Annotated in this window: 26 protein-coding genes; 15 read left to right on the top strand and 11 right to left on the bottom strand. The window is 59.3% G+C overall.

Annotation, left to right across the window (positions count from 1 at the left end; genetic code table 11):
• Positions 1-12: 12 nt before the first annotated feature.
• Together RDA78_RS19320 and ppdK are read right to left on the bottom strand one after the other, a co-directional pair.
• The gene (locus RDA78_RS19320; RefSeq protein ID WP_434051444.1) at positions 13-969 is read right to left on the bottom strand and encodes an ArgK/MeaB family GTPase; all 957 of its coding nucleotides are present in this window, start codon (positions 967-969) and stop codon (positions 13-15) included.
• Between the two features lie 42 nt (positions 970-1,011).
• Positions 1,012-3,684 (bottom strand): pyruvate, phosphate dikinase, encoded by a 2,673-nt coding sequence (gene ppdK / locus RDA78_RS19315; RefSeq protein ID WP_434051443.1) that lies wholly within the window; start codon positions 3,682-3,684, stop codon positions 1,012-1,014.
• 280 nt (positions 3,685-3,964) lie between these two features.
• Between ppdK and RDA78_RS19310 the strand changes: the two genes are divergently transcribed.
• Together RDA78_RS19310 and RDA78_RS19305 are read left to right on the top strand one after the other, a co-directional pair.
• A complete protein-coding gene (locus tag RDA78_RS19310; protein ID WP_434051442.1) occupies positions 3,965-5,749 on the top strand; it encodes a tetratricopeptide repeat protein in 1,785 nt (594 codons plus the stop codon).
• Between the two features lie 10 nt (positions 5,750-5,759).
• Entirely contained in the window at positions 5,760-6,641 is an 882-nt protein-coding gene (locus RDA78_RS19305; RefSeq protein ID WP_434051441.1) for a 4-(cytidine 5'-diphospho)-2-C-methyl-D-erythritol kinase, read from the top strand.
• A 64-nt stretch (positions 6,642-6,705) separates the two neighbouring features.
• On the opposite strand, the gene RDA78_RS19300 is transcribed toward RDA78_RS19305, so the two are convergent.
• Positions 6,706-7,725: a polyprenyl synthetase family protein gene (locus tag RDA78_RS19300; RefSeq protein WP_434051440.1), complete on the bottom strand. Its 1,020-nt coding sequence runs from the start codon at positions 7,723-7,725 to the stop codon at positions 6,706-6,708.
• 175 nt (positions 7,726-7,900) lie between these two features.
• Between RDA78_RS19300 and RDA78_RS19295 the strand changes: the two genes are divergently transcribed.
• Positions 7,901-8,137: a DUF2007 domain-containing protein gene (locus RDA78_RS19295; RefSeq protein WP_434051439.1), complete on the top strand. Its 237-nt coding sequence runs from the start codon at positions 7,901-7,903 to the stop codon at positions 8,135-8,137.
• Between the two features lies 1 nt (position 8,138).
• Positions 8,139-8,939, top strand: coding sequence for a tRNA1(Val) (adenine(37)-N6)-methyltransferase (locus RDA78_RS19290; protein WP_434051438.1), 801 nt, complete (start codon positions 8,139-8,141; stop codon positions 8,937-8,939).
• 12 nt (positions 8,940-8,951) lie between these two features.
• Here the strand turns inward: RDA78_RS19290 and RDA78_RS19285 are convergent, their stop codons facing one another.
• A complete protein-coding gene (locus tag RDA78_RS19285) occupies positions 8,952-9,224 on the bottom strand; it encodes an usg protein (RefSeq protein ID WP_421983555.1) in 273 nt (90 codons plus the stop codon).
• 148 nt (positions 9,225-9,372) lie between these two features.
• Positions 9,373-9,720: a c-type cytochrome gene (locus RDA78_RS19280; RefSeq protein WP_434051437.1), complete on the bottom strand. Its 348-nt coding sequence runs from the start codon at positions 9,718-9,720 to the stop codon at positions 9,373-9,375.
• A gap of 252 nt (positions 9,721-9,972) precedes the next feature.
• On the opposite strand from RDA78_RS19280, the gene RDA78_RS19275 reads away from it, so the two are divergent.
• Positions 9,973-10,911, top strand: coding sequence for an AAA family ATPase (locus tag RDA78_RS19275; protein WP_434051436.1), 939 nt, complete (start codon positions 9,973-9,975; stop codon positions 10,909-10,911).
• Positions 10,912-10,922: 11 nt separating this feature from the next.
• On the top strand, positions 10,923-12,128 hold the full coding sequence (locus tag RDA78_RS19270) for a vWA domain-containing protein (protein WP_434051435.1): 1,206 nt from the start codon (positions 10,923-10,925) through the stop codon (positions 12,126-12,128).
• A 54-nt stretch (positions 12,129-12,182) separates the two neighbouring features.
• Here RDA78_RS19270 and RDA78_RS19265 read toward each other — a convergent pair whose 3' ends face one another.
• From RDA78_RS19265 to RDA78_RS19255, 3 genes are all read right to left on the bottom strand, one after another.
• Positions 12,183-12,488 (bottom strand): PepSY domain-containing protein, encoded by a 306-nt coding sequence (locus RDA78_RS19265; RefSeq protein ID WP_434051434.1) that lies wholly within the window; start codon positions 12,486-12,488, stop codon positions 12,183-12,185.
• A gap of 31 nt (positions 12,489-12,519) precedes the next feature.
• Entirely contained in the window at positions 12,520-13,137 is a 618-nt protein-coding gene (locus tag RDA78_RS19260) for a sulfite oxidase heme-binding subunit YedZ (RefSeq protein WP_434051433.1), read from the bottom strand.
• 283 nt (positions 13,138-13,420) lie between these two features.
• A complete protein-coding gene (locus tag RDA78_RS19255; protein ID WP_434051432.1) occupies positions 13,421-13,942 on the bottom strand; it encodes a L,D-transpeptidase in 522 nt (173 codons plus the stop codon).
• 321 nt (positions 13,943-14,263) lie between these two features.
• Here RDA78_RS19255 and RDA78_RS19250 point away from each other — a divergent pair, with 321 nt between their 5' ends.
• Positions 14,264-14,878, top strand: coding sequence for a YceI family protein (locus RDA78_RS19250; RefSeq protein ID WP_434051431.1), 615 nt, complete (start codon positions 14,264-14,266; stop codon positions 14,876-14,878).
• A gap of 86 nt (positions 14,879-14,964) precedes the next feature.
• Here the strand turns inward: RDA78_RS19250 and RDA78_RS19245 are convergent, their stop codons facing one another.
• Positions 14,965-16,068 (bottom strand): branched-chain amino acid ABC transporter substrate-binding protein, encoded by a 1,104-nt coding sequence (locus RDA78_RS19245; RefSeq protein WP_434051430.1) that lies wholly within the window; start codon positions 16,066-16,068, stop codon positions 14,965-14,967.
• A gap of 205 nt (positions 16,069-16,273) precedes the next feature.
• Between RDA78_RS19245 and RDA78_RS19240 the strand changes: the two genes are divergently transcribed.
• The 4 genes from RDA78_RS19240 to RDA78_RS19225 all read left to right on the top strand — a co-directional run bounded on the left by RDA78_RS19240 (position 16,274) and on the right by RDA78_RS19225 (position 19,990).
• The gene (locus tag RDA78_RS19240) at positions 16,274-16,792 is read left to right on the top strand and encodes a flavin reductase (RefSeq protein ID WP_434051429.1); all 519 of its coding nucleotides are present in this window, start codon (positions 16,274-16,276) and stop codon (positions 16,790-16,792) included.
• A gap of 50 nt (positions 16,793-16,842) precedes the next feature.
• A complete protein-coding gene (locus RDA78_RS19235; RefSeq protein ID WP_434051428.1) occupies positions 16,843-17,847 on the top strand; it encodes a P1 family peptidase in 1,005 nt (334 codons plus the stop codon).
• Between the two features lie 64 nt (positions 17,848-17,911).
• A complete protein-coding gene (locus RDA78_RS19230; RefSeq protein ID WP_434051427.1) occupies positions 17,912-18,427 on the top strand; it encodes a DUF3833 family protein in 516 nt (171 codons plus the stop codon).
• Positions 18,428-18,526: 99 nt separating this feature from the next.
• A complete protein-coding gene (locus tag RDA78_RS19225) occupies positions 18,527-19,990 on the top strand; it encodes a transglycosylase SLT domain-containing protein (RefSeq protein ID WP_434051426.1) in 1,464 nt (487 codons plus the stop codon).
• 57 nt (positions 19,991-20,047) lie between these two features.
• Here RDA78_RS19225 and RDA78_RS19220 read toward each other — a convergent pair whose 3' ends face one another.
• Positions 20,048-20,629 (bottom strand): NAD(P)H-dependent oxidoreductase, encoded by a 582-nt coding sequence (locus RDA78_RS19220; protein WP_434051425.1) that lies wholly within the window; start codon positions 20,627-20,629, stop codon positions 20,048-20,050.
• 110 nt (positions 20,630-20,739) lie between these two features.
• Here RDA78_RS19220 and RDA78_RS19215 point away from each other — a divergent pair, with 110 nt between their 5' ends.
• Positions 20,740-21,357 carry a TetR/AcrR family transcriptional regulator gene (locus RDA78_RS19215; RefSeq protein ID WP_434051424.1) on the top strand — a complete coding sequence of 206 codons (618 nt, stop codon included), beginning with the start codon at positions 20,740-20,742 and terminating at the stop codon, positions 21,355-21,357.
• Positions 21,358-21,366: 9 nt separating this feature from the next.
• Here RDA78_RS19215 and RDA78_RS19210 read toward each other — a convergent pair whose 3' ends face one another.
• Positions 21,367-21,852 carry a YcgN family cysteine cluster protein gene (locus RDA78_RS19210; RefSeq protein WP_434051423.1) on the bottom strand — a complete coding sequence of 162 codons (486 nt, stop codon included), beginning with the start codon at positions 21,850-21,852 and terminating at the stop codon, positions 21,367-21,369.
• 214 nt (positions 21,853-22,066) lie between these two features.
• Here RDA78_RS19210 and RDA78_RS19205 point away from each other — a divergent pair, with 214 nt between their 5' ends.
• From RDA78_RS19205 to RDA78_RS19195, 3 genes are read left to right on the top strand one after another with little or no spacing between them, the layout of a single operon-like run.
• Positions 22,067-24,271: a transglycosylase domain-containing protein gene (locus tag RDA78_RS19205; RefSeq protein WP_434051422.1), complete on the top strand. Its 2,205-nt coding sequence runs from the start codon at positions 22,067-22,069 to the stop codon at positions 24,269-24,271.
• Entirely contained in the window at positions 24,268-24,957 is a 690-nt protein-coding gene (locus RDA78_RS19200; protein ID WP_434051421.1) for a DUF1214 domain-containing protein, read from the top strand. The genes RDA78_RS19205 and RDA78_RS19200 overlap by 4 nt, the downstream gene beginning before the upstream one ends.
• Positions 24,954-25,520 carry a DUF1254 domain-containing protein gene (locus RDA78_RS19195; RefSeq protein ID WP_434051420.1) on the top strand — a complete coding sequence of 189 codons (567 nt, stop codon included), beginning with the start codon at positions 24,954-24,956 and terminating at the stop codon, positions 25,518-25,520. Before RDA78_RS19200 ends, RDA78_RS19195 begins: the two co-directional genes overlap by 4 nt.
• Positions 25,521-25,535 lie beyond the last annotated feature (15 nt).

Raw genomic sequence — 25,535 nt, 5'->3', positions numbered from 1 at the left:
CAGCAAACGTCTTTACGTGGCTTGAAGCCGCGTCCCGAGTTGTGCGGCAAAGGCGTGAAAGCTCTCAAATGGATTGTCAGCGGCACGCGAGGTCCAGTCGCCACAGGTTTCTCCGGCCAGCATGCCAAGCCCGGCGCGGCCGAACTCAGTGCGCACCATGTCCTTGAACCAGGCGACATGCTGCTGCCTGCGCCTTGAGATCAATCCTGTCCGGTCCAGATAATCGCGATGGGTATCCGCGCTCGCAATCAGATCTGCAATCCCGGCGCCCGTATGGGAAGAGACTTCGGTCACGGGCACCTGCCAGCCCTGGCCTTCCCGGTGAGCAAGCGACAGAGCCCCGGCAACATCCGATGACGCCCTGCGTGCAAGCGTCCCCAGATCCGACTTTGTTACTGCCACGAGGTCCGGCAATTCCATGATCCCGGCCTTCATGAATTGAAGACTGTCACCGGAACCGGGCTGAATGCACAAGAGAACGGTGTCGACAGCGTGTTTCAGATCACCCTCGGACTGCCCGATACCGACCGTTTCCACGATCACGCGGTCCACAACCGCACGAAGAACGGTGATGGCAGCAACCGCCTGATCGGACAATCCGCCCAGCCGGTCGCGCGCGGCCATGGACCGGACAAAGACACCGTCATCCAGGGGATCGGTCTTGAGCCGCGTCCGGTCGCCCAGAAGAGCGCCCCCCGTGACGGAAGACGAAGGATCGATGGCAAGCACGGCAACCCGTTTTCCTTCCGCGCGATAGGCCTTGATCAGGGCATCGGTCAAGCTGGATTTGCCAACGCCGGGCGGCCCGGTCAGACCGAGCACCGAGCCCTTGGTCTCCTGGCACAGCGTGTCCAGAAAAGCGGCGGTCTCCGCGTCTTCCGCCCTCGTTTCCAGGCGCGTCAGAACCTGGCCGAGCAAGCGTTTGCTGCCCGCTCGAAGGTCTTCGGGAGAAGGATACCCCGTCAACATGCCTCCTAACCGCTCTTGGACGCCCCTTGGCCCCGCGTAACCTTAGCCGGACTGCTTGTGCCGGAGCGCCGACTGCGCTGCCGCAAGGCGTGCAATCGGCACGCGGAACGGCGAGCACGAGACATAGTCCAGCCCAACGCTCTCGCAGAACGAGATCGATGCCGGGTCGCCGCCATGTTCCCCGCAGATACCGAGTTTGATGTCCGGCCGCGTGGATCTGCCCCGCTCAACGCCGATCTTGATGAGCTCACCCACGCCATCCGGGTCGAGAGACACGAACGGGTCCTGCTCCAGGATGCCACGGCTTTGATAGGTTCCCAGGAAAGAGGCTGCATCATCGCGCGATATGCCGAAGGTTGTCTGAGTCAGATCGTTTGTGCCGAAAGAAAAGAACTCGGCGGATTCGGCAATCTCGGCAGCCTTCAGCGCGGCGCGTGGCAGCTCCACCATGGTACCGATCTGATAGGTCAGGTCCGTATTTGTTTCCTCGGCAACCGCCTTTGCCATCGCCTCGATGCTCTTGCGGACAAGATCCAGTTCGCCTTTCAGGCCGACAAGCGGAACCATGATTTCAGGTACAACGGGCGCACCTGTCTTTTTGGCTGCTTCGGCCGCGGCTTCGAAAATCGCCCTGGCCTGCATTTCCGCTATCTCGGGATAGGACACCAGCAGGCGGCAGCCGCGATGCCCAAGCATCGGATTGAACTCCTCCAGCACCAGCGCCCTGTCTCGCAAACGCTCCGGATCAGCACCCATCGCCCTGGCGACCTCACCGAGTTCTTCCTCCGATTTCGGCAGGAATTCGTGCAGCGGCGGGTCGAGCAGCCGGATCGTGACCGGCAATCCGTGCATGATTTCGAAAAGATCAGAGAAATCCTGCCGCTGCATCGGCAGAAGCTTGGCCAATGCCGCTCTTCTGCCCGCTTCCGTGTCGGCAAGGATCATTTCGCGCACGGCGACGATACGTTCCCCTTCGAAGAACATGTGCTCCGTCCTGCACAGGCCGATCCCTTCGGCCCCGAATTCACGCGCAACCTTGGCATCTTGCGGCGTTTCGGCGTTTGTCCGCACGGTCATGCGGCGCACGTTGTCTGCCCAGCCCATCAATGTGCCGAAATCGCCGGAAAGCGTCGGTTGCAGCATCTTCACCTCGCCAGAGAGAACCTGTCCGGTTGCTCCGTCGATCGTGATGATGTCCCCTTCCTTCAGCATCCTGCCCGCTGCATTGATCACACCGTTGCGGTAGTCGATCCTCAGCATGCCCGCACCGGCAACACACGGCTTGCCCATGCCGCGCGCCACGACCGCGGCATGGCTTGTCATGCCGCCACGGCTGGTCAGGATCCCTTCCGCCGCATGCATGCCATGAATGTCTTCCGGACTGGTTTCAACGCGGACGAGGATCGTCTTGCGGCCTTCCGCCTTGGCTTTCTCGGCTTCATCGGACGTGAAGACGATCGCACCCGAGGCCGCGCCTGGCGACGCCGGCAGGCCGGTCGTGACGATGTCACGCTCAGCATCGGGGTCGATGGTCGGATGAAGGAGCTGGTCCAGTGCACCCGGCTCAACCCGGCCGATCGCCTCTTCCTGCGTGATGAGACCTTCCTCGACCAGATCGACGGCGATCCTGAGCGCTGCCTTCGCCGTGCGTTTGCCTGCACGGGTCTGCAGCATCCACAGCTTGCCCTTCTCGATCGTGAACTCCAGGTCCTGCATGTCCTTGTAATGCGCTTCCAGTTTCGCGCAGTAGGTCTGGAATTCCGCAAATGCCTCAGGCATCAACGCTTCGAGCGACGGACTTGAGGATCCGGCATTGATCCGCGCACGCTCGGTGATGTCCTGGGGTGTTCTGATACCAGCGACAACGTCTTCACCCTGCGCGTTGACGAGAAATTCGCCATAGAGCAGGTTCTCGCCTGTCGATGGATTGCGGGTAAAGGCAACGCCGGTCGCCGAGCTTTCCCCCATGTTGCCGAAGACCATCGCCTGTACGTTGACGGCCGTGCCCCAACTGCCGGGAATGTCGTGGAGCCGCCTGTAGGTGACCGCCCGTGGAACCATCCAGGAACTGAACACCGCGCCGATTGCACCCCACAGCTGCTCCTGGGGATCCTGCGGAAACGGCCTCTCGAGTTCTTCTTCAACGAGCGCCTTGAATTTCTCGATGATGCCGAGCCAGGCATCGGCATCGATGTCCGTGTCGAGAGCAAGCTCGTTCCGCTCCTTGTGATCCTCGAGAATCTCTTCGAATTCGTGATGATCCAGACCAAGGACAACATCCGAATACATCTGGATGAAGCGTCTGTAGCTGTCATAGGCGAACCTGCGGTCCCCCGCTTCCCTGGCGATCGCCTCCACGGTCCGATCGTTCAGCCCGAGGTTCAGAACCGTGTCCATCATACCCGGCATGGAAACGCGCGCGCCGGAACGCACGGACACAAGCAAGGGTCTTTCCGCATCCCCGAAGGATCTGCCGGTCGCAGCACCGACCTTTTCCAGCGCCTCGGCGACTTGTGACTTGAGTTCGTCCGGATAAGTCTTGCCGTGCTCGTAATACCAGGTGCAGACGTCTGTCGTGATCGTGAAGCCAGGCGGAACCGGCAGGCCAAGGCTGCTCATTTCCGCAAGGTTGGCGCCTTTTCCACCGAGCAGATTGCGCATGTCAGCGGCACCTTCTGCTTCACCGTTGCCGAAACTGTAGACCCACTTGGCCATTTGAACTTCTCCTCGCGTGGCACTGGAGACGCAGCGCCTCCAGTTCATTGTTGCGCCGCACATACCTGCTACGGCAAAGGATTGTCTTCAAGTCCTTTTTTGGCGGAAAGCCGCATTGTCTAGACAGAACAACAGCAATTTCCAACGCAGAGCAAAATCAAATGGATTTAAACCCTCAGAAAGTTTCGTGCACGCCTTGCCGCTGAGCCTTAAAGACGCCATTCTCAAGGGTGATAAGCGAAAACTAATAACCGCCCATCGATCGAAAATGCGAGGAACAATGACTGATTTGGCCGGCGCCGTATCCCGGGTTGACCGCAAAGGTTCGCGACTGAAGGTTCTTGCGCTGGCGACGACGATCGCACTCGCACCATTGTCTGTCCTTGCGGATACGGACTCCAAGGCGCAGGTCTTTGGCACACCCTCGAACCTGCCGCTGACACTGTCCGGAAGTTACCTTTCCGGACGCCTCGCAGGCTTTCAGAAAGACTATGGACATGCGGCTGCATTTTATGAGGAAACACTTGCAGCCGACCCCACCAACACCATGCTGCTGGAGCGGACATTTCTGCTGAAACTGGCAAACGGTAACGTGGATGAGGCAGTCCATTACGCCGGAGAACTCGAAAACGCCGGTTTGCAGAATTTCCTGGCGCAATTGGCGCTTGGTGGTCAGCACATCGCAGACGGCAACTACAATGAGGCCGATCAGTCACTCGCGAAAGGAAGAAACGGGCCCCTTGCCCAGCTTTCCATCGGCATTTCGCGCGCGTGGGCGCTCTATGGCAGCGGCAAGGTCGACGAGGCGATCGAACTGATCGACAACCTGCGTGGACCGGACTGGTTCGAGGTGTTCAAGGCGACCCACAAAGCTCACTTGCAATTCGCCGCCGGAAAAAACCAGGATGCGCTGGAAACGATCGAAGGCGCGTATGCGCTTGACCAGGCGGCGATCCGGGTTGTCGATGCGTATGCGCGGATCCTGGCGGCAAACGGCCGCCAGCAGGAAGCGGTTGCCGCGCTCGATCAGTATGACGAGCAGTTCCGCGGACATCCCAAGATCGCGCAGACCAGGGCGTTCCTTGAGAGCGGCAACGTTGTTCCGCCGATGGTTTCGGACCCGGCCCAGGGCATGGCGGAAATACTCTACGGGCTGGGCGCCGTTATCGGCCGCGACGGCGGTGAGGAACTGTCCACATCCTATCTGCAACTCGCGCTGCACCTGGATCCGGCTGCGGAGTTTGCCGCGATTGCGCTTGGAAGCGTTTTTGAACGCATGCAGCAGCCGGCGCGCGCGATCGATGCCTTCATGCGTGTGCCCGACGACAGCGTGCTGAAGCGCGAAGCCGAAATCCAGGTCGGACTGAACTTCAATGCACTTGAAAAGGTCGACGAAGCCCGCAGCCACCTGGAAGTGCTGATCACTGCGGATCCGGCCGATCTGGAAGCCGTGATTGCGCTTGGCAACATCCTCCGGTCTCACGAGATCTACGACGAGGCTGAAACCGTTTATTCCCAGGGGATCGATACGATCTCCGAACTGGAAGCCCAGCACTGGCTCTTGATGTATTTCCGGGGTATCACGCGGGAACGTCTTGGCAAGTGGGAATTGGCGGAAGCAGATTTCCGCAAGGCGCTTGAACTCAACGAAAACCAGCCACTGGTTCTGAATTACCTTGGATATTCCCTCGTGGATCAGGGCCTCAAGCTGGACGAAGCGCTGGAGATGATCAGGACGGCGGTGGAACTGCGTCCCACCGACGGATACATCGTCGACAGCCTGGGCTGGGTCTATTATCGCCTGGGCCGGTTCGAGGAAGCGGTGAAGGAACTCGAAAGAGCCATCGAACTGCGTCCCGCCGACCCCGTCATCAACGATCATCTCGGTGATGCCTACTGGATGGTCGGGCGCCGCAATGAAGCGCGGTTCCAGTGGAACCATGCGCGGGACCTGGGGCCAGCCGAAAAAGATCTGCCGAAAATCCTGGACAAGATTGCCAACGGGTTGAAGGAGCCGTCTGTCACCGATGCCGCCAAGGCGGACAGTGACAAAAACGGCGGGTAACAGTTTCACGATGACTGCGTTGACAGGCGCTGCTCCGGCAGCCGAACTTGCGCGCGCCAAGGTCAATCTGGCGCTGCACATTACCGGACAGCGGACAGACGGGTACCATCTTCTGGAATCGCTCGTCGTTTTCCCGCAGATCGGCGATCGGCTGTCGATTGAGGCGTCCGAGACGCTTGAGCTCTCAACAGAAGGCCCGTTCGCCCACGACCTGGAAGGCGCATCTGAAGACAATCTTGTCTTGAAGGCGGCAGCTCTGTTTGCCGAGGAAGCCCGCACCGGTCCGCTGAAACTCAAAATGACGCTCAGCAAGAGGCTTCCGGTGGCATCAGGTATCGGAGGAGGCTCCAGCGACGCGGCAACCGCCCTCAGACTGCTGGAAGACCACACCGGGATCTGCCTCGACGATGACCGCCTGCAAGAGATCGCCTTGAAGCTTGGGGCCGACGTTCCTGTCTGTCTTTCGATTCAGCCGCAACTGATGCGCGGTATTGGCGGCGAAGTGTCGCATGCCCCGCAGATGCCGAAGTGCGGCATGGTTCTCGTCAATCCCAGGTTCGGCGTGTCGACGCCGGAGGTGTTCAGAGCTCTGCAAAACCGCAAAAACGCTTCCCTTCCCCCCTTACCGGACAACTTCGAAACCCTGTCGGAGCTCACCGATCTATTGAGGCTTTGCCGCAACGACTTGCAAATGCCCGCGATCGAAACCTGTCCGGAAATCGGTGAGATCCTTGAAACGCTCGGCGCAGAGGACGGCATTGATTTCGCGAGAATGTCGGGATCTGGCGCCACCGTCTTCGGCCTGTGCGAGGCCGGCCGGGAAATGGAATTGGAGCGGTCGCTCCGAATGCGTCATCCCGATTGGTGGATTGCGTCGGGACGGCTGGCCTGATCAGCTGCGCTAGATCCAGCCGGGGCGCTCGCTTCGCAAGCAGCCCGCCACGAAAATGGATTGCTTAGCTGACGCGCGATATACAGAAGGCGACCGTGTCAGCCAGCGCGTCGTTGTAGGGGCCCTGCGGCAGCGTCTCGAGCGCTTTGAGGGCCTTGTCGCCATAGGCACGCGCACGGATCACGGTTTCCGAAAGGGCATCATACCTTTTCAGGAGTTCGATTGCCTGTTCCAGGTCACCGTCTTCGACATCCTCGCCTTCAAGGCATCGTTTCCAGAAAGCCCTGTCGCCATCGGTCCCGCGTGCCACTGCCAGAACAACGGGAAGCGTGATCTTGCCTTCCCGGAAATCGTCACCGATTTCCTTGCCGAGATCCGCCGAGGACCCGCCATAGTCGAGCGCGTCATCAACGAGTTGGAATGCGTAACCGAGTTCAAGACCGTAGGTGCGCGCCGCCAGTTTCGTCGCATCGCCCTGGCTGGCGATCACCGGACCAACTTCGGCTGCGGCAGCAAAGAGCGCAGCGGTCTTTGCCTCGATGACACGCAGATAGTCCGCCTCCGTCGTGGCTATGTTCTTTGCAGCTCCAAGCTGAAGGACTTCGCCTTCGGCAATGATGGCCGAAGCGGACGACAGGATCCTGAGTGCCTCAAGCGAGCCCACGTCGACCATCATCTTGAATGCCTGACCGAGGAGGTAGTCACCGACAAGAACACTGGCCTGGTTGCCCCAGAGTTTCCGCGCGGCCAGCTTTCCCCGGCGCATATCGCTCTCGTCAACGACATCGTCATGCAGCAGCGTCGCCGTGTGCATGAACTCGACGCTTGCCGCCAGCACGACATGACCGCTGCCCTGGTAGCCGAACATGTCGGCAAACGCGAGCGTCAGCATCGGCCGCAGGCGCTTGCCACCAGACGAGATGAGGTGCTTGGCAATCTCCGGGATCAATTCCACGTTCGAGCCGGCCTTGGACAGGATCAGTTCATTGACGTCCGCCATCCCCGGGGATACCAGATCGACAAGCGGTTGAATGCTTGGACGGCGCGACTGGCTGTCAGAATATGTTGTTGCGACAACGGCCACTTACGGCACTCCTCGAATATTTGAGCGGACAATATGGCGCTAAGGGCTCCGGGGCAAGACGCCAGCGCGATGACAAACTGTTGAAATGCCACAAACACGTGATTTTGCTGTAAACCAGACCAGAGGGGTTTTTAAGGCAATCCCGCTTTCGAAGGCCGCTAAACCCGGAAAACATATGGAAGAACTTGTCAGAACGAACGATCCGGTCCTCATTTCCTTCCTGGAATCGATCCTCGACGAAGCCGGAATCAAGCATTTTGTCGCAGATGGCAATATGAGCATCATGGAAGGATCGCTGGCAATGATCCCGCGGCGTATCCTGGTCGACAGCGACCAGATCCACAAGGCGCGCGGACTTGTGCGGGATGCGGGCCTCGAGCATGAATTGCGGCCTGCCAAAGACCAGATCTGACATGGTTTCTCCACAAGACGCAGATACTGAAACCATCACGCGCGATGCGTTCCTGGGTGGCCAGGTACATGTCTATCAGCACAGGAAGGGTCGCCATCGCGCAGGTCTGGATGCCGTCTATCTCGCCGCCGCGCTGCCTGACGGCACAAAAGGCCACGTCGTTGATCTCGGTGCGGGCGTCGGAACCGCCGGCTTTTGCGCTGCGGCACGATTGCCGGACATCAATGCCACGCTTGTCGAGATCGACAACGCCGTGGTGGCGCTGGCCGAACGTGGCCTGTCCGATCCCGAAAACGCGCGTTTTTCCGATCGGGTGCGGCTTCTTCAGGCCGACATCACCGCCAAGGGCAGCGTTCGCCACGCCTCCGGCCTTGTCCCATCCATGGCTGATCACGCGATCATGAACCCGCCCTATTACGAGGCAGACAGGTTTCGCGCATCACCCAACGCGGCACGCGCGGACGCACATATGCTGGATGAGAGAGGTCTTGAGCCCTGGGCGAAGACCGCGACCGACATCGTTCGCGAGGGTGGCAGCCTGACGGTCATCTTCCGGGCTGACGGCCTGCAGGAACTTCTGACGGTTCTCAAAGGACGTTTCGGCGCGACCGACGTTATCCCGCTTCGCCCCCGCTCCGAAGCTCCCGCGACACGCGTCATCGTGCGGTCGATCCGCGCAAGCAAGGCTCCGCTGAGACTGTTGCCGGGCTTTGTCCTGCACGAAGGCAGCGGATCGGACTTCACGAGCCAGTCCCGGACTGTCATGCGTGACGGACTTGGACTGGGTCTCACCGCACGTTGAGCATGAACGCCTTCAGTGCATCTGGATCTCACCGTCGGCGAAGCGGAAATCAACAGGGTCGATAAGATTTTGATGGGCGACGCGAACGGAATGAATACGCCCTTCGATTTCGCGTTCCCAGAAATCCAGGAATTTGGTCAGTTCGGGAAATTGTGGCGCAAGGTCCTCCGTCTGCCACAGAAAGCTTTGCAGGAATTTGGGATGATCGGGGAGCCGGTACAGGATCTCGGCCGTCAACAGGCCATATCCCAGGAAGCGCTTTTCAAAGTCTGAGCTGGTTTTCATGCCAATCCTTTCTTTGTTGCCAAGAAAGAGTGTCACGGAACAGCGGTTAACCAAACCCGACTTTTTGGTAATTCCTGTTTACAAACAGCACTTTAGCAGCATTCAAGAACAACTGCTAACAATTTGCTTTGAAGGCTTGATTAGAATTTCAGCGGCTCTGGATCAGTGTCAGGTACCCAAGGAAAGCATCGATGTCGTCAGCCTCAAACGCAACTTCCGGCATGTTTTCGTGGCCAGTCACGATACCCTCCGCAAGCGGCTCTTCGAGGCTTTCGAGCGGATAGAGTTTCGACAGATCCCTGAATGCGGGCGCGCCCGGCTGTGCGCTGACATCTTCTGTGCCGACCGCATGACAGGTGGCGCAATGGATCTGAGCAAGCTCTTCGCCGGTCGCGAGGCTTGCCGGGTCAGACGGATACGCCCCATCGGATGCATGCGCTGCATATCCTGCCAGCGTAATCACGGTGCTCATGAGAACCAGTTTGCGTCCTGCCACGGCATTTTCCTCCCTCGAATCGCGAGTGGGAATCATAGTCGGTTGGAAAGCCCCTGCACATTAGGTCATCCCCTGATGCCCTCGACATCGGTTTCAAGAGGGTATGACCGGCAAGCACCGCGTGCTAGGTCCTTCAGGCGGCCAGAAAACCGGTTTGATCCAGGTCTCTCAACCTTGCCGTACTTTGGTCCGGGCTGACCTTGTTGTTGTCCGGCCTATATGATGCAAGAAAACGAACGCCCAGGAGACGCCATGAGCCCGACGCCCCTTCCCGCTTCCATCGACGATACGCTTCATCTCATGGATCAGGCGGGGTATGTCGCGGACAGATCTCTGGCGACCGTCCTGCACCTTGCGCTCAAGATGAAGCGGCCCTTGTTTCTCGAAGGTGAAGCCGGTGTCGGCAAGACCGAGATTGCCAAGGTCCTTTCCACCACACTCGGACGCGACCTGATCCGGCTGCAGTGTTACGAGGGCCTCGACGTCGCGTCCGCCGTCTATGAATGGAATTACCAGGCCCAGATGGTTGAAATCCGCGTTGCAGAAGCTTCTGGAGACACCGAACATGCCGACCTTTCCAAATCGATTTTCGACGAAAGGTTCCTGATCAAGCGCCCCGTACTGCAGGCGCTCGAACCCTCGTTAAGCGGCCCTCCGGTCTTTTTGATCGATGAGTTGGACCGGGCCGACGAGGCCTTTGAAGCCTTCCTGCTGGAAGTGCTTGCCGACAGTCAGGTTTCCATACCCGAACTCGGGACCGTGCGCGCCGAGGAACCTCCCATCGTGATCATCACCACCAACCGGACGCGCGAGATCCATGACGCCCTGAAACGCCGCTGCCTTTATCATTGGGTCGACTATCCGGATGCCGAGCGTGAACTGGAAATCGTGCGCAGAAAAGTGCCGGGTGCAGCCGAGCGGCTGGCCCACGAGGTGGTCGCATTTGTCCAGAAGCTCCGGGCGGATGAAGACCTATTCAAGCAACCGGGTGTGGCAGAAACCCTGGACTGGGCGACGGCGTTGTCCGAACTCAACGAAATTGCGCTTGATCCCGATCTTGCATCCGACACGCTCGGCGTTCTCCTGAAATACCAGGACGACATCGAAAGGGTGCGCGGCTCCAAGGTCCGTCACATGATCGACGAGATCCGCAAGGACGTGCCGCAGGTTCAATCGATGCCGGCAGTTTGAGCGCCTCAGCCATGGCAACCAGCGAAGTCCGCTCCCGGATAACCGACAATATCGTCTATTTCGCAAGGACGCTGCGCAAGGCAGGCGTCCCGGTCGGGCCGGCGTCGGTTGTCGATGCCGTCAGCGCGGTCGAAGTTTCGGGAATAGAAAACCGGGACGATCTGTACTGGACGCTGCATTCGGTTTTCGTCCGCAAACGCGAACACAAGGTCCTGTTCGACGAAGCCTTCAGGATCTACTGGCAAAGCCGCGGCCTGATCGAGAAGATGCTGTCAATCCTCTCGCCCGTCGCCCCGCCCCGCGGCGCACCGGAAAAACCCAAAGCCGGTCAGACCCGCGTTTCGCAAGCCTTCCAGGCCGCAAAGGAACGGGTTGCGGAGGAAACCGTGCCGGAAATAGAGGTGGATGCGAAGTTTACCGTCTCCGGCAAGGAACTGCTGCAGACCAAGGACTTTGCCCAGATGACGGCGGAAGAAGTCGCCACGGCCAAACAGGTGCTGCGGTCCATGGCCATGCCCATGGACAAGATAAGATTGCGCCGCTTGACGGCTGCACCGCGGGGCCGCGTCGACCCACGCAAGACACTGCGCGCCTCCATGCGCGCCGGCGGTGAATTCATCGACCTGAAATTCAGAAAGCCTGCCGAGAAGCGGCCGCCACTGGTCGCGCTGTGCGACATTTCCGGGTCGATGAGCCAGTACTCGCGCCTGCTCCTGCATTTCCTGCACGCCATGACCGCCGAGCGCCGGGACGTGCACACGTTCCTGTTCGGCACCAGGCTGACGAACGTCACCCGGCAATTGCGCATGAAGGATCCGGACGAGGCACTTGAAGCCTGCTCAGCCGGCGTCGAGGACTGGTCCGGCGGAACGCGGATCGCATCGGCACTGCATGACTTCAACAAGCACTGGTCGCGCCGGGTCCTGTCCGGGAAACCAACCGTCCTCCTGATCACGGACGGGCTTGAAAGAGACACCGACGAGGATCTGGCGCGCGAGATGGATCGCCTGCACCGGTCCTGTCGGCATCTGATCTGGCTCAACCCGTTGCTGCGATTTGACGGGTTCGAGGCGAAGGCAAAGGGCATCCGGGCCATGCTGCCCCATGTCGATGAATTCCGCGCCGCGCATTCACTCGACGCGGTTTCGGACCTCGCAAATGCCCTTTCCGGAGACCAGCGCAAAAGCGCGGCAAACGTTCCCCGCAGGTGGCTCTAGCCTGGGTGATGGACCCATGAATCAAGCCGATTTGGCGGCAGAAATGGCTTTACCCTAGCTTTCCTTGCGGTAGAGGATGGTGCCGCGCTGATTGATGAGCAGCACTTCTCCCGACACCGGATGCACATAAACCTCGACCCGCTGTCCTTCAGGCGTCGTTCCGTAAACCTCCCAGCAACCGCCGTCTTCCTTCATCCGGCGCACCTGCCAGCCTTCACTGACGAGTCGTTCCGTAACCTGCCGCTCGGAAAGCCATGCCGATTTTTCGGTTGCCTCGCATTCGAACATGCCCGTTGCGCAAACCGGAAAAGAGAAAAAGCAGGTCAGCAGCGACGTTGCTGTGTGAAGCGTGAAGTTCATCGTTTCATCCTCTCAGAGTCAGGGTTTCCGGTCAGGCCGCAGTCGGTTCAGGTGCGGGATTGTAGAAACGGTAGACCCGGTAGGCTTCAAGCAAAGCGAGTGGCACAAAGTGAACCAGGGCCGGGCCGAACTCGTTGTGTACAAACATCCAGTGAAGAAGCGTCATCACCGCGGCCAGATAGCCGAAGCGTTGCAAGGGCTTCCAGTATCTACCAAGCCGCCTCACGGAAGCATCATTCGACGTGGCTGCCATTGGAACGAAAACGAAGAAAGCCAGCCAGCCGGTCCAGATACCGAGCGCCCAGAATTCGCCGAAGATGGCCTGCAATGAGCCCATATCGACAATGTAGAGAACCGTATGAAGTGCCGCATAGAGAAACGCCGCTACGCCGAAGTAGCGCCGCCTGCGCAACATCCAGTACCAGAATGCGTTTTTCGGGAACATCAGCCGAAAGGGAGAAATGATCATCGAGATGATCATGAAACGCGCCGCGAATTCCCCTGTCGGATGCAGCAGAAATTCAGTCGCCGGGCGCCCATCGTCGGACACGGCGCCATTTACCAGCGCCAGCACCATCGGGATCGACGGCAATGCCAGCAGACCCCAGATGAACGCTCTGGAATTGAGTATGTTTTTGAAAGCCGACACCCGCTCTACCCACCTGTTGAATCAACCCTTGATCCAATCAGGCTACACGTGAGATGTCGCACACATATCCCGGATCGTGGCCGGATTTGTCGCAAGATGTAACGAGCGCCGCCTGAAACGTCGCGTGGGGCAAGAACCCTGCCGGTTCTGCGTTGGGGCACCTGGAACCGGCAGGGACTTATGCTGGGTTTCTGGAAACCCGCTGGCAATCTTAGTTTCATACTTTCGAAACTAAATGCGGCATGCTGTCTCTGCGACGGTCTCGCAAATTGATTTGGGCCCGTCAGGGAAGCGCCACGACAGGCGTCCTGACGCCGACCCTCTGAAACAGGTCCTCGATATCGGCATTCGCCATGCGGATGCAGCCGTAGGACACGGCCCGCCCGATCGAACCCGGCCGGTTCGTGCCGTGAATGGCGTAGTTGCCGTTGGAAAGTGTCATGGCGGCGGAACCCATGGGATTGTTCGGTGCGCCCCCCCGGATGACGTCTGGCAGATGCGGGAAATCCCGGCGCACCTCCGGCGAGGGTGACCAGTCGGGGCGAACATACTTTGCCGTGATCTGTGCCTGGCCTGTCCAGGCCTTGCGTGGCTTGCCAACCGCGACTTTGTACCGGATGGCACGTTTGCCGCGCAAAACCAGATAGAGCAGCTTTTCGGAATTCTTGATCACGATCGTTCCGGGCCGGAACCTGTGATCGGCAAACCCGACCAGTTCAGCGGCGGTAGCCGGCAACTGAAAACTGAACAACACGGCGAGAGCAAGAACGAGGCCCCTGATCCGCAAACAGGAAGATTGACGCATGACTTTTCCCTGGTTTTGAGGAGAAAAATACCGCGTCCGCCGCCTTGAAAGAAGCTGGGAGCCTCTACTTTCTTAACTGAAGGTTAATTCCGGATCTGCGTATCACGGCGTGCTCAAACCTGCGGCATCGGCGAAACCGAGCCGGATGCACGACGTAGAATGTGGGCGTTCGATGCGTTGGGTGTGACAGCCGTCACTATGAAGAACCGCCCGGAAACGGCATTTGGAACGAACAGAGGCAGTGAAAGGCCGCATTCGGGGCCGCCTTGTCTCAAGTCGCAAAACCAGACGAGATCCGAAATTCAAGGAAGGAACAGTCCAATGCACCCCATTCGTTTCCGGCGTGACCACATCGCCAACAGTCTACGCGCCCTGAAATCGATATTTGTGTCTTTCGCCCTGTTGGCCGGTCTGTCGCTGCCGGCAACCGCCGGCTCCATTTCCGGCACCTACACACTGTCACCTGCAAACATCGACACCGGTTTTTCCGTTCGGGTTCTGGGTGGCCGCCCGGTGCAGGGCGAATTCAGCAAGGTGTCCGGCAAGATGGTTCTGGATCAGAACCGCCCGGAAAAGAGCAAGGTCAACGTCACGATCGACCTTTCCAGCGTGAAAACCAACAACGACAAGGTAACGGGTTTCCTGAAAAGCTCCGCCATGTTCGACGTCGCCAAGTACCCGGTCGCCAAATTCCAGAGCACACGCATCCGGATCACGGGCCAATACACTGCGGAAGTCGAAGGCGTTCTGTCCCTGCGTGGCAAGACCAAGCGCACCAAGCTCGACGTCCAGATCACGGGCAACAAGGGCAATGGACGCGTCGCCTTTACGGTCTCGGGTGGTTTTTTCCGCAGCTTCTATGGCATGGAAGCCGGCCTGCCGATCTATGCCGACAAGGTCAACATCAAGATCAGCGGAACCGGTCGCCGGACCTGATCTCCCTGGAATGAACCGAAAGGGGACGCAAATCCGGCCGGATTGCGTCCCCTTCGCTCATGATCGCCGGACCTCCCGGGCCGGCCTTACCGCAATTTCGGAGCGCCCTCGCGCCATTCGTAAATAACGTAGCCCGGCCGGTTGCTATCCCCCTTCTCATCGAATTCGACAGGTCCGAGCACTGTCTCGAAGGTCTGGGTCGAGAGCGCGTCGGACACCGCCTGAAGGTCGGTGTCACCTGCCGAGTTCGCAGCCTGTGCCCAGGCCTGGATCGCAGCATAGGTTGCCAGGGAGTAGCGGTCTGCTGATTTCCCCGCTTCCTCCAGTACGCTCACCACCCCGGCGCTTTGCTCCATGTCACGCGGGTCGATCGGGTAGGTCAGCAGCGTGCCGTTGCCTGCCTCACCTGCCACGGCCAGGAACTCTTCTGTCATTAGCGCATCGCCCGACACCAGCACGGCATCAAGTCCCTGCCGGTTCATCTCGAGCTTGATCAGGCCCGCCTCGGGATGATAACCGCCCAGGAATACCACGCCGACATTCTCAAGGCCGAGTTGCGAAACGAGGTAACGGTAGTCATCCTCGCCTGCATCGAACCCGAGAGAAAGGTCCTCGGACTTGCCCAGGTCGTTCATCACCGCCTTGACGCCGTCGAGCAGACCCTTGCCGTAAGCGGTCTTGTCGTGAAGCAGAGCGATGCGTTCATCGGAGAATGTATCTGCCAGAAAACGACCGGCGACTTCGGCCTGCTGATCATCCCTTGGAGCCAGTCGAAACACGCCCTCGCCGGGTCGTTCGTCGGTGAATTTCGGCAATGTCGTTCCTGGCGAAATCTGAACGATTCCGGCACCGGCATAAACTTCGCTTGCCGGCATCGAGGCGTTGAAGCAGAAGTGCCCGGCAACGAAGACAACGTCTTTTCCGATAAGCTGGTTTGCCACCGCCACGGCCTTGTCTGCATCGCAGCCGTCATCTGCAACCTCAAGCACAAGGTTCTCACCGTTGACGCCGCCCGCCGCGTTGATGTCGGACACCGCCTGCTCCGCGCCCGCCCGCATTTGCGCACCAAGATCGCGGAACTGCCCGTCCATGGGTCCTGCCACTGCAATTCGTATATCGGCGCTGGCCTGACCGGTGATCAGCCCGGCAGCGAGACTAGCCGCTATGAATATCAATCTCCGCTGTGTCATCCGGTTCTCCATCACCTACTGTTCATCCCTATCGCCGCAGGCGAAAAATCTCAATCCGGATAAAGAGATCCAATTTCAGGCCTTGTCTTTGCGGGTTTGTGTTTCGCCCTATTTTGCCTAGGCATGCCAGAGCCATATGGCTAAACTTGGCCTCGACACTGCGACCATAACCGATTCCGCCCAGGCCGGCCCAGGAGCCGAAAACATGACTATTCCCGCATCAGAGCAAGGCCGGCTGCCGCTCGACACGCAAAGTTTCCGCGAGGCCATGAGCCGGATCGCGGCGGCGGTTCATGTGGTCACCACTGACGGTCCCGGGGGGCAGCAGGGGGCAACGGTTTCAGCCGCCTGCTCGGTCAGCGACGATCCTCCCAGTATTCTGATCTGCCTGAACCGGCAGACCCGCGTGCACAGTGCGGTACTTCAAAACAGGTGTTTTTGCCTGAACACGTTAGGCGATGACCATGAGGGCATTTCCGACAGCTTTGCCGGCCGCGACAACCTCGAAATGCCGGAACGCTTCGCAAAGGCCGATTGGACCCGCTTGGCGACCGGCTGCCCGGCGCTCGACAGTGCCCGCCTGAGCGTCGATTGCGAGATCTACTCGGTATCGGAAATGGGCACGCACTCGATCATCGTCGGCACAGTTGTTGACCTGCGCATGACCGACCCGGGCAAATCGCTGATTTATGTCCGCCGAGGCTACAAAAGCCTCGACACCTGAACGCCGCCAGACCAAACTGCGGTTCAGTCTCTGGTTTGGAATTTCCCCGCATGCCCGGCCCCCGCAATCTCATTACCGACGTTCCCGGCCTCAAGATCGGCAACGCGACCGACATGGATCTGAAGTCGGGAGCAACGGTGCTGCTTCCCGATGAGCCGGCGGTTGCCTCCGTCGCAATTCACGGCGGTGCACCAGGAACACGGGAAATCGCGCTGCTCGAACCCGAGCAAACAGTTGAAAAGATCGACGCCATCGTGCTGGCCGGCGGATCCGCGTTCGGCCTCGATGCAGGTGCGGGCGTTCAGGGACGGCTTGCGGAACTGGGATACGGCTTCGAAGTCGGCCCCGTCAGGGTTCCGATTGTTCCGACGGCCATCCTGTTTGACCTTTTGAACGGCGGCGACAAGAGCTGGGGGCAAGCGGCACCCTACCGCGATCTCGGGCGTTCCGCGCTTGATGCGGTTGCCCTTGATTTTGCGCTTGGCTCAGTTGGAGCCGGAACCGGCGCGACCACCGCAAATCTCAAGGGCGGGCTGGGCTCCGCCTCCCAGGTGCTCGACAATGGCGTGACAGTAGGTGCGATTGTCGCTGTAAACGCGCTCGGACGCGCAACGATTGGCGAAGGTCCTCACTTCTGGGCCTCCCCTTTCGAGGTCGACGGCGAATTCGGTGGACGCGGGATCGCGGCCCCCTTTCCCCTCGATGCCGTTGAGGTGCGGACCAAGCTTGATGCGCTCAAGGCCGGTGCCAACACCACCATCGCCGCCGTTGCGACGGATGCAGTGCTGACAAAGGGAGAAGCCAAGCGGCTGGCGGTCATGGCGCATGACGGTCTTGCCCGGGCGCTTTGGCCTGCCCACACACCTCTGGACGGGGATCTTGTGTTCGCGCTCTCGACCGGTGAGCGCAAATTGGAGAGCGGCCTGGAGGACATGGTGAGGCTCGGGGCCGCCGCGGCGTCCTGCCTCGCGCGCGCCATTGCCAGGGGGATCTACAACGCCTCTGCGGCCCCCGGAGATCCTGTTCCGACCTGGCAGGACAAATTTGGTGCCTAGACAAATCTGAAGCAGGACCTCGACCGTAATCTGGGCATATCAAGAGTCCAAAGGTCATGCCCACATGTTCAGGTTCCGCCCTCACCTGCTGATTGCCTTTTTCGCCCTTGCTGTTGCGGCGATCCCGGCCGCCGCCAAGCCGCTTGTGCTCGAGGAATTCTTTCGGGGCAAGACCATCGGAAAGGGCGTCTTTGAGAGCAAGATCGCTGGCGTCTACCGCCCCTTCACGGTCTATCTCACGGGCACCTGGAACCCGCGCACGTTCACGCTGCGGCTCCGGGAGGACTTTGTTTACGAGGATGGCGAAAAGGACACCAAGACCTGGTTCTTCCAGAAGGTCGCCGAGGGCCGCTACATCGGTCAGCGCGCTGACGTTATCGCGCCGACCAACGTGACGACCGATGCCGACGGCGCGATCCGTTTCGCCTATATTGCCGAACTTGAGACCGAAAACGGCCCGCTTCTTCTTTCCTTCGACGACACGCTGACCCAGGTGGACCGCCGCACCGTGCGCAATACGGCCAAGGTGAAGAAAGCCGGCTTCACGATTGGAACCGTGGATCTCACATTCACGAAGTAGCACCGGGTCATCTGAAACATGCCGGAGCGCTTGATCGCCAACGAATGATTGGCTTAACTCCCCCAAGGCTATTTGGATGACGTTGGGGGGGATATTTCAGTGGCCATTGCAACACGCTGTTTTCAGTCTTTGATTTTCTCGTTTTCAACATTCCTTGCCGTTGTCGCGTTTTCCAGCCCGCCCTCGATGGCGAGCGAAAGAAATCTTGCAGAAACACTCGAGGAGACGCTCAGCGAACCCTTTGACGGCGACTTCGACACCATTCTCAAGCGCGGCTACATGCGTGTCCTCATTCCGTTTTCAAAAACCGGTTTTTTCATCGACAAGGGCGTCCAACGTGGTGTCTCCGTCGACCTGATGACAGAGTTCGAAAAATATCTGGACAAGGCCTATGGAAAGAAGGTCCAGGACTTCGAAATCGTGCTCATGCCGACACCACGCGAACGCCTCTTCTCGGACCTTGCCGACAACCGTGGCGACATTGCCATCGGAAACCTGACGATCACCGAAGACCGCCAGAAGCTGGCAGATTTCTCCGATCCGCTTCTGAACGACGTGCATGAGGTCCCCGTTACGCTGGATACCGTGAACGATCTGACGTCCACGGCGGAGCTTGCCGGTCAAACCATCTATGTCAGGAACTCGGCCTCCTACTATCAAAGCCTTGAGGATCTGAACCGGAAGTTCGCCCGCGACGGCACGAAGACGATCCGCATCGAGCGCGCCGATGAACGTCTTGAAGATGAAGACATTCTCGAGATGGTCGCTGCCGGGACAATTCCGATGACCATCGTCGATCAGCACAAGGCGGAACTCTGGCTGGAAGTTCTGAACGGTCTCAAGATCCACCCGGACGCGGCGGTGCGCACCGACGGCGAGATCGCCATCGCGGTCCGCAAGAATGCGCCCAAACTGCTTGAGGAAATCAATGGATTTGCCGCTACGGTGAAAAAGGGATCGCTGCTCGGAAACATCATTTTCAAGAAATATCTGCAGGAAGCCGATTACCTGCGGGACATGCGGGACGAGAGCTATCAGGCGAACCTGGAAAAGTTCACCGGTCTTTTCGAGAAATACGGCAAGGAGTACGACTTCGACTGGCTGCTGATCGCGGCGCAGAGCTTCCAGGAATCGAAGTTCGACCCAAAGGCGCACAGCAGCGCAGGCGCGGTCGGCCTCATGCAGATCAAGCCGTCTACGGCTGAAGGCACACCCATCAGCATCACGGGGATTGCAGCGGACACGGACAAGAATGTTCATGCGGGCGTCAAATACCTGCGCTACATCGCTGACCAGTATTTCGCCGACCTCAAGGACGAGCAGGCCAACCAGACCTTTTTCGCGCTCGCCGCCTACAATGCCGGCCCGAGCCGGTTCGAAAAACTGCGCGAAAAGGCGAAACAGCAGGGATACGACCCGGACAAATGGTTCGGAAATGTCGAGTGGATCGTCGCCGCGCAGATTGGCCGTCAGCCCATCGAATATGTCGGCAACATCTATCAGTATTACGTGGTCTTTCACAACGCGCGGAAGCACGAGGAGACCGGCACCGCCGCCGACTAGGGCTTTCAAATCGATCAGAGAGAAGCCGAGAGCAGCGGTAGCAGAAGCGCTGGTCGGTCAGGCCGCCTTTTTCCCGAGCCCGGCCGCCCGGGACAGCATCTTGTTACGGTCCGCTTCCTTCGATCCGTGAAGCGGCGAAAAAACATGGTAACCCCTCGGTTTGAAACCGCAGAAGGCGAGGATCTGCTTTTCCGTTTGCTTTCGGACCCCGGCACCGTAGATCCAGTTGAATATCCAGCCTGGCGTGTCGGCGGTCACCAGAACCTTAGCCGTCCGGCCGGTGAGCAGCTTTTCCGGCAGCGCCTTTCCTTCCACGTATTTGAAGGCCTTTCCCGAAAGAAGCACTCGGTCGAACAGGCCCTTCAGCTTCGCCGGATGACCACCCCACCAGAGCGGATGCACGATCACGATGTGTTCGCACCAGGTGACATCGTCCCAGAAATCGAGGAGGTCAGGCTCCAGTTTCGGCCCCTTGGTAAAGTCAGACGTGCCGTAGTCCGGGTTGAATTCCATCTCGCTCAGATGACGCGTTCGCACATCATGCCCCTTCCCCGCGGCTTCACGGGCATATTCGTCCGCCAGAGCGCCGCAGAACGAGCCTTTTGCCGGGTTGCCGTCGAGTATCAGTATTCTCGTCATGTTTTCACTCGCCTGTTCAGAAACAGTCAAAATTGACCACGGTCATCTTTTGACATCACTATGCTCGGGAATCAAGAATAATTTGACCGCGGTCAATTTAACGGGGACGCATGACACGCAAGCCGCAACAGCGCAGCATTGCCACCAGGGCCAGGGTGCTTCGGGCAGCCAGAGAGCTGAGCCGAAAATACGGACTGGAGGGCCTGACCGCGGAAGCAGTTGCAAGTGAGGCCGGGGTGGCCAAGGGAACCGTCTTTTCCCACTTCGGCGACATGGACGGGCTCTTGTCGCATGTCCTGCTGGAGCGCCTTGACGCCCTGCGATCAGGCGCGGCGGAGAATGCACCGCAGGATCCGCTGCTGCAAAGCCCGGTCGATGCTCTTATGGAACGCATGATGGCTCTGATTGCCGTCATTACTGACAGTCCCACGATCCTGAGACTGTTCCTGGACAATATCGGCGTCACCAAACCGAATTGCGCCACTGAGTTTGTGGAAACACTTGACGCGCTGGATGCAGAACTCGCCGCCTTTCTCGAACTCTGGCAGGCATCGGAGGATCTTCAGCCTCCCTTGCGCAAAGACAGGCTCCCGTCAGAAATGGTGGACGGACTGATTGCCTTCATGATTCACGGCGCGATCCTGTTCAAAAGCCACCAGATCACCGACAGTGCGGTTCTCGAGACACGGCTCCGCCGTCATGTCGAAGCGTATCTGCTCCAAGCCTGACGGTGCTTTTCAGTCCTCTTCCGGATGTTCTCCGGGCCAGCTGACGACGTGGTTTTCGTACTGTTCCAGTTCCATGCCGTCTTCGGGGACGGTCCGTCCCCGCACCGAGATGCCTGCCTGGTGCACAGTCTCCCGATCTCCGGAAACCAGCGGGTGCCACCAGTAAAGGTCCTCTCCTTCGGCGACGAGCCGATAGGCGCAGGTTGGCGGCAACCAGGTCAGGGTCCTTACCTCTTGCGGTGTCAGCTGGATGCAGTCGGGTACTGTTGCGGCCCTGTTGTCATAGTCCTTGCAGTGGCAGCTCTCACCATCGAGCAACGTGCAGGCGACGTTGGTCCAGACGATCTCGCCGCTGTCCCAGTCCTCCAGCTTGTTGAGACAACAGCGGGCGCAACCGTCGCACAGCGCTTCCCACTCCCGGGACGACATGTCCTCAAGCGGTTTTGCCTTCCAGAAAGCGGTTTTGTTCAGGGTCTGGTCCGATGTGGAACCCATGCTCTCACCTACCTCTCGCGCCGATGACTTGAGCGGGTATCACGCAATTCGCACGGCTGCAACGCCTGCTCGGAACGGCACCAGGGCAGCAGGTGTTTCACGTTGGGGGATCAATAAGCCGGGAGCAATCCACTTGAGCGAAGGCAGCATGTTTCCAGTTTCGTAAAAAAGAGATAGTTTGATGCTGCGCATATAATCAGGAGAATCTGAACGCGTGACGGAAAAGCCCGAACCGAACGCCCATGCCGTCGACAATGCACCAGGCAAGAAACACCGTATCAGACGGTTTTTCCTGTGGCTTGACGCATTCGTCGACACTGCCCTTTGGAAAAGCGGATCCGCCATCCGGCGGTTTTTCGAGGGTTATGATGCGTTTTTGCGCCGCTTCCGGGCAAAAGGCATCTGGCGTGGTCTTTCCGAGTTGTCCTCCGACGGCCTGACCTTTGGCCTGATCGGGTTCTTCGTTGTGCTCGCTTTCGCCCAGCCCGCCTTCGAGGCCACGCGCTATGCCGACTGGAAAACAACGGACGAATTCGCGGTCACCTTTCAGGACAGGTTCGGCAAGGAAATTGGTAGGAGGGGTATTGTTCTGAACGACAGTGTGCCTCTTGAAGAGATCCCCGATTCCCTCATCAAGGCGACCCTGGCCACCGAGGATCGCCGTTTCTTCTTCCATTTTGGCATCGATGCCGTCGGTACGTTCAGGGCCATGGTCGAAAATGCACGCGCGGGCGGCGTGGTTCAGGGCGGCTCGTCCCTGACGCAGCAGTTGGCGAAGAACCTGTTCCTGACCAATGAACGCAGCCTCAGCCGCAAGATCAAGGAAGCCTATCTTGCCCTCTGGCTGGAAGCCAATCTCAGCAAGCAGGAGATTTTGAAACTCTATCTCGACCGCGCGTATATGGGCGGTGGTGTATTCGGCGTGACAGCAGCGGCCGAATTCTACTTCAACAAGAACGTACGCGAATTGACACTTGCAGAAAGCGCAATGCTTGCAGGGCTTTACAAGGCCCCGACAAAATTTGCCCCGCACATCAATCTTCCGGCTGCCCGCGCCCGGGCCAACGAGGTCCTGACCAACATGGTACAGGCGGAACTCCTGACGGAAGGCCAGGTTATCGGTGCTCGCCGCAACCCTGCCATCGCGGTCGACCGGTCGCAGGACCAGTTGCCGGAATACTTTCTCGACTGGGCTCTCGAGGAGGTCAAGAAACTGGCGCGCCGCAACCCGGCGCTCGCCCGCGACCGGATCGTAACCGTGCGCACGACGCTGGATCCTGCGCTTCAGAGGCAGGCCGATCTTGCTGTTGAAACGGTCCTGCGCGAAAACGGCAAACTGCGCGATGCAAACGAAGCGGCACTGGTTTCGATGATCCCGGACGGCGCTGTCGTGGCCATGGTCGGCGGTCGGTCCTACGGCGAAAGCCAGTTCAATCGTGCCGTCAATGCGTTGCGGCAACCCGGGTCCTCGTTCAAGCCGTTTGTCTACATGACGGCCTTCATGAACGGGTACACCTCCAAAAGCATCGTTCCCGATCGCCCGGTTTCGATCGGGAACTGGTCACCCAAGAATTACACCCGCAGCTACCGTGGCCCGGTCACGCTCAAGACAGCCCTGACCAAGTCGATCAACACCATACCGGTGCGTCTCTCGCTTGACTTCGGACGCGATAAAATCATAGAGACCGCCTATGCAATGGGACTGACCCACGAGCTTGAAAACTCGATCTCGCTTCCGATCGGCTCGTCGGAAGTCACCGCGATCGACATGGCGTCTTCCTATGCAACCTTCGCCAATGGCGGATACGCGGCACCTGCCTATGCAATCCTGGAAGTCAGGAACAGCGACGGAGACCTTCTCTACCGACGGGAACGGGATGAGGCCACGGCGGAGCCCAGGAGAGTTTTGCCGGAAGAACAGGTCCACATGATGAATGACATCCTTGTCAACGTGGTCGAGGCCGGAACTGCCCGCCGTGCGCGCATCGACGGTGTGGTCGCCGCAGGCAAGACAGGCACGACCAATGCCTACCGCGATGCCTGGTTTGTCGGATACACCGGGAATTTTTCAACGGCCGTCTGGGTCGGCAACGATGATTTCACATCCACCCGGCGCGTCACCGGCGGCAGTCTGCCGGCGATGACCTGGCAGCTCTACATGAACTACGCCCATGACGGCATCGAACTTGCGAGGATGCCGGGTGTGGATCCGGAGTCCCTGCCCCGTCTTTCGAAACCTGCAACCAAGAAGGTCGCGGAGGCCACAACCGTGTTTTCGCAGCCGCGCGTTCTCAAGCGACGGACCCAGGGCCTGTTGCTGCGCATTGGCCGGAACATGCAGAACCTCATCGAGAAGGATAGCGCGAAAAACGAGGCAGGCGGCGAAAACGCTCCGACTGATTTCGCGGCCGCGCAATGACGGTATCCTCTTCCAGCTCTGACGGAACCGGCTACACCGAGACCGATTTCAATATTCAGGAATTGCCGCTCGCGATCCGGCCGCATCGAAGCCGCCCGGTTCGCACGTTGCTGTTTCTGACGATCATTGTAACGGTCGGAACATTGCTCGGGATCGGCTCCGCCTATCTCATGATCGAACGCGAACAGCCGCTCAATGCCGTTTCCATTGGTGCCTGGCGAGCTTATCCCAAGGCCGGAACAGCTGATGCCGACCCCTATTCAGTCGCCATATACACCCGAGGCGCTGTCGTTCCGCTCGCGTCGGGCGAAGGGCTGGCCCTGGTAGCGCGCGAGGACGATGCGGGAAATCTGCTGGATCCGACCTGCGTCTACCGGATTTCCGGACAAACACCGGCCGCACGGCTATGGACGCTGACCGCTACCGACGGGGACGGACGGCTGACAACAACACTGCCCGGACGGGTCCAGGTGGACAGCCAGAACCTTCTGCGTCATCCGGACGGCACATTCACGATCAGCGCCGCGGGCAAACCCCACTCAGGCAACTGGCTGCCACTCGCGCAAGGCGCAAACGCAAGCGATGGGCTGCGATTCGTGCTGCGCCTTTACGATGCCCCTGTCACCACGGGAGCCGCTCTGGACGGCATTTCGTTGCCGCGCATCGACAGGACGGCCTGCCCATGACCTTGTCGCGACGCTTTTCAACCACATTGGGCGCTATCGCGATCCTGTGCCTCGCGGTCGTCATTCACATTCTCGTCGTGTTCGGAATTCCGTTGAACGTGCGGCACAGTGCTTACGGCAACATTGCAACGCACGGTCCTGATCGCCAGTTCAACCTGCTTCCGGATGTCAGACCCCAGGAAGAAGCCCTCCCCGACCTCGACCCCGCCATGAAACACGCCGCGTGCCGGTTCCAATTGGCGGATGGCCCCATTCTGTTCGATGCGGGCATCCCGACATCCTTCTGGTCGATAGGCCTGTTCAATGCAGCCGGTGAGGCCCTCTACAGCCTGAACAACCGCACCGCCGGTGCCGACCGGCTTTCCATGCTTGTGATCACGCCTTCGCAGCTCTCTATCCTGCGCGAAAACCCGCCTGAAAACCTGGAAGACCTGATTGTCATCGAAACCGACGAGATCAGCGGCTTCGCACTGTTGAGAGCCTATGTGCCGCATCAGTCCAGGGCAGATGGCATCGACCGGGCCTTACAGGCGGCAACCTGCGGCGTGATCAGCGAAAGCTGAGCGAACCGGGCTCAC

Origin of the sequence: Roseibium sp., assembly GCF_051016195.1 — a bacterium.
In the GTDB taxonomy this organism is placed as follows: Bacteria; Pseudomonadota; Alphaproteobacteria; order Rhizobiales; family Stappiaceae; genus Roseibium.
The sequence above is the reverse complement of the archived record's forward strand: the minus strand, read 5'-3'. Positions and strand labels throughout refer to the sequence as shown.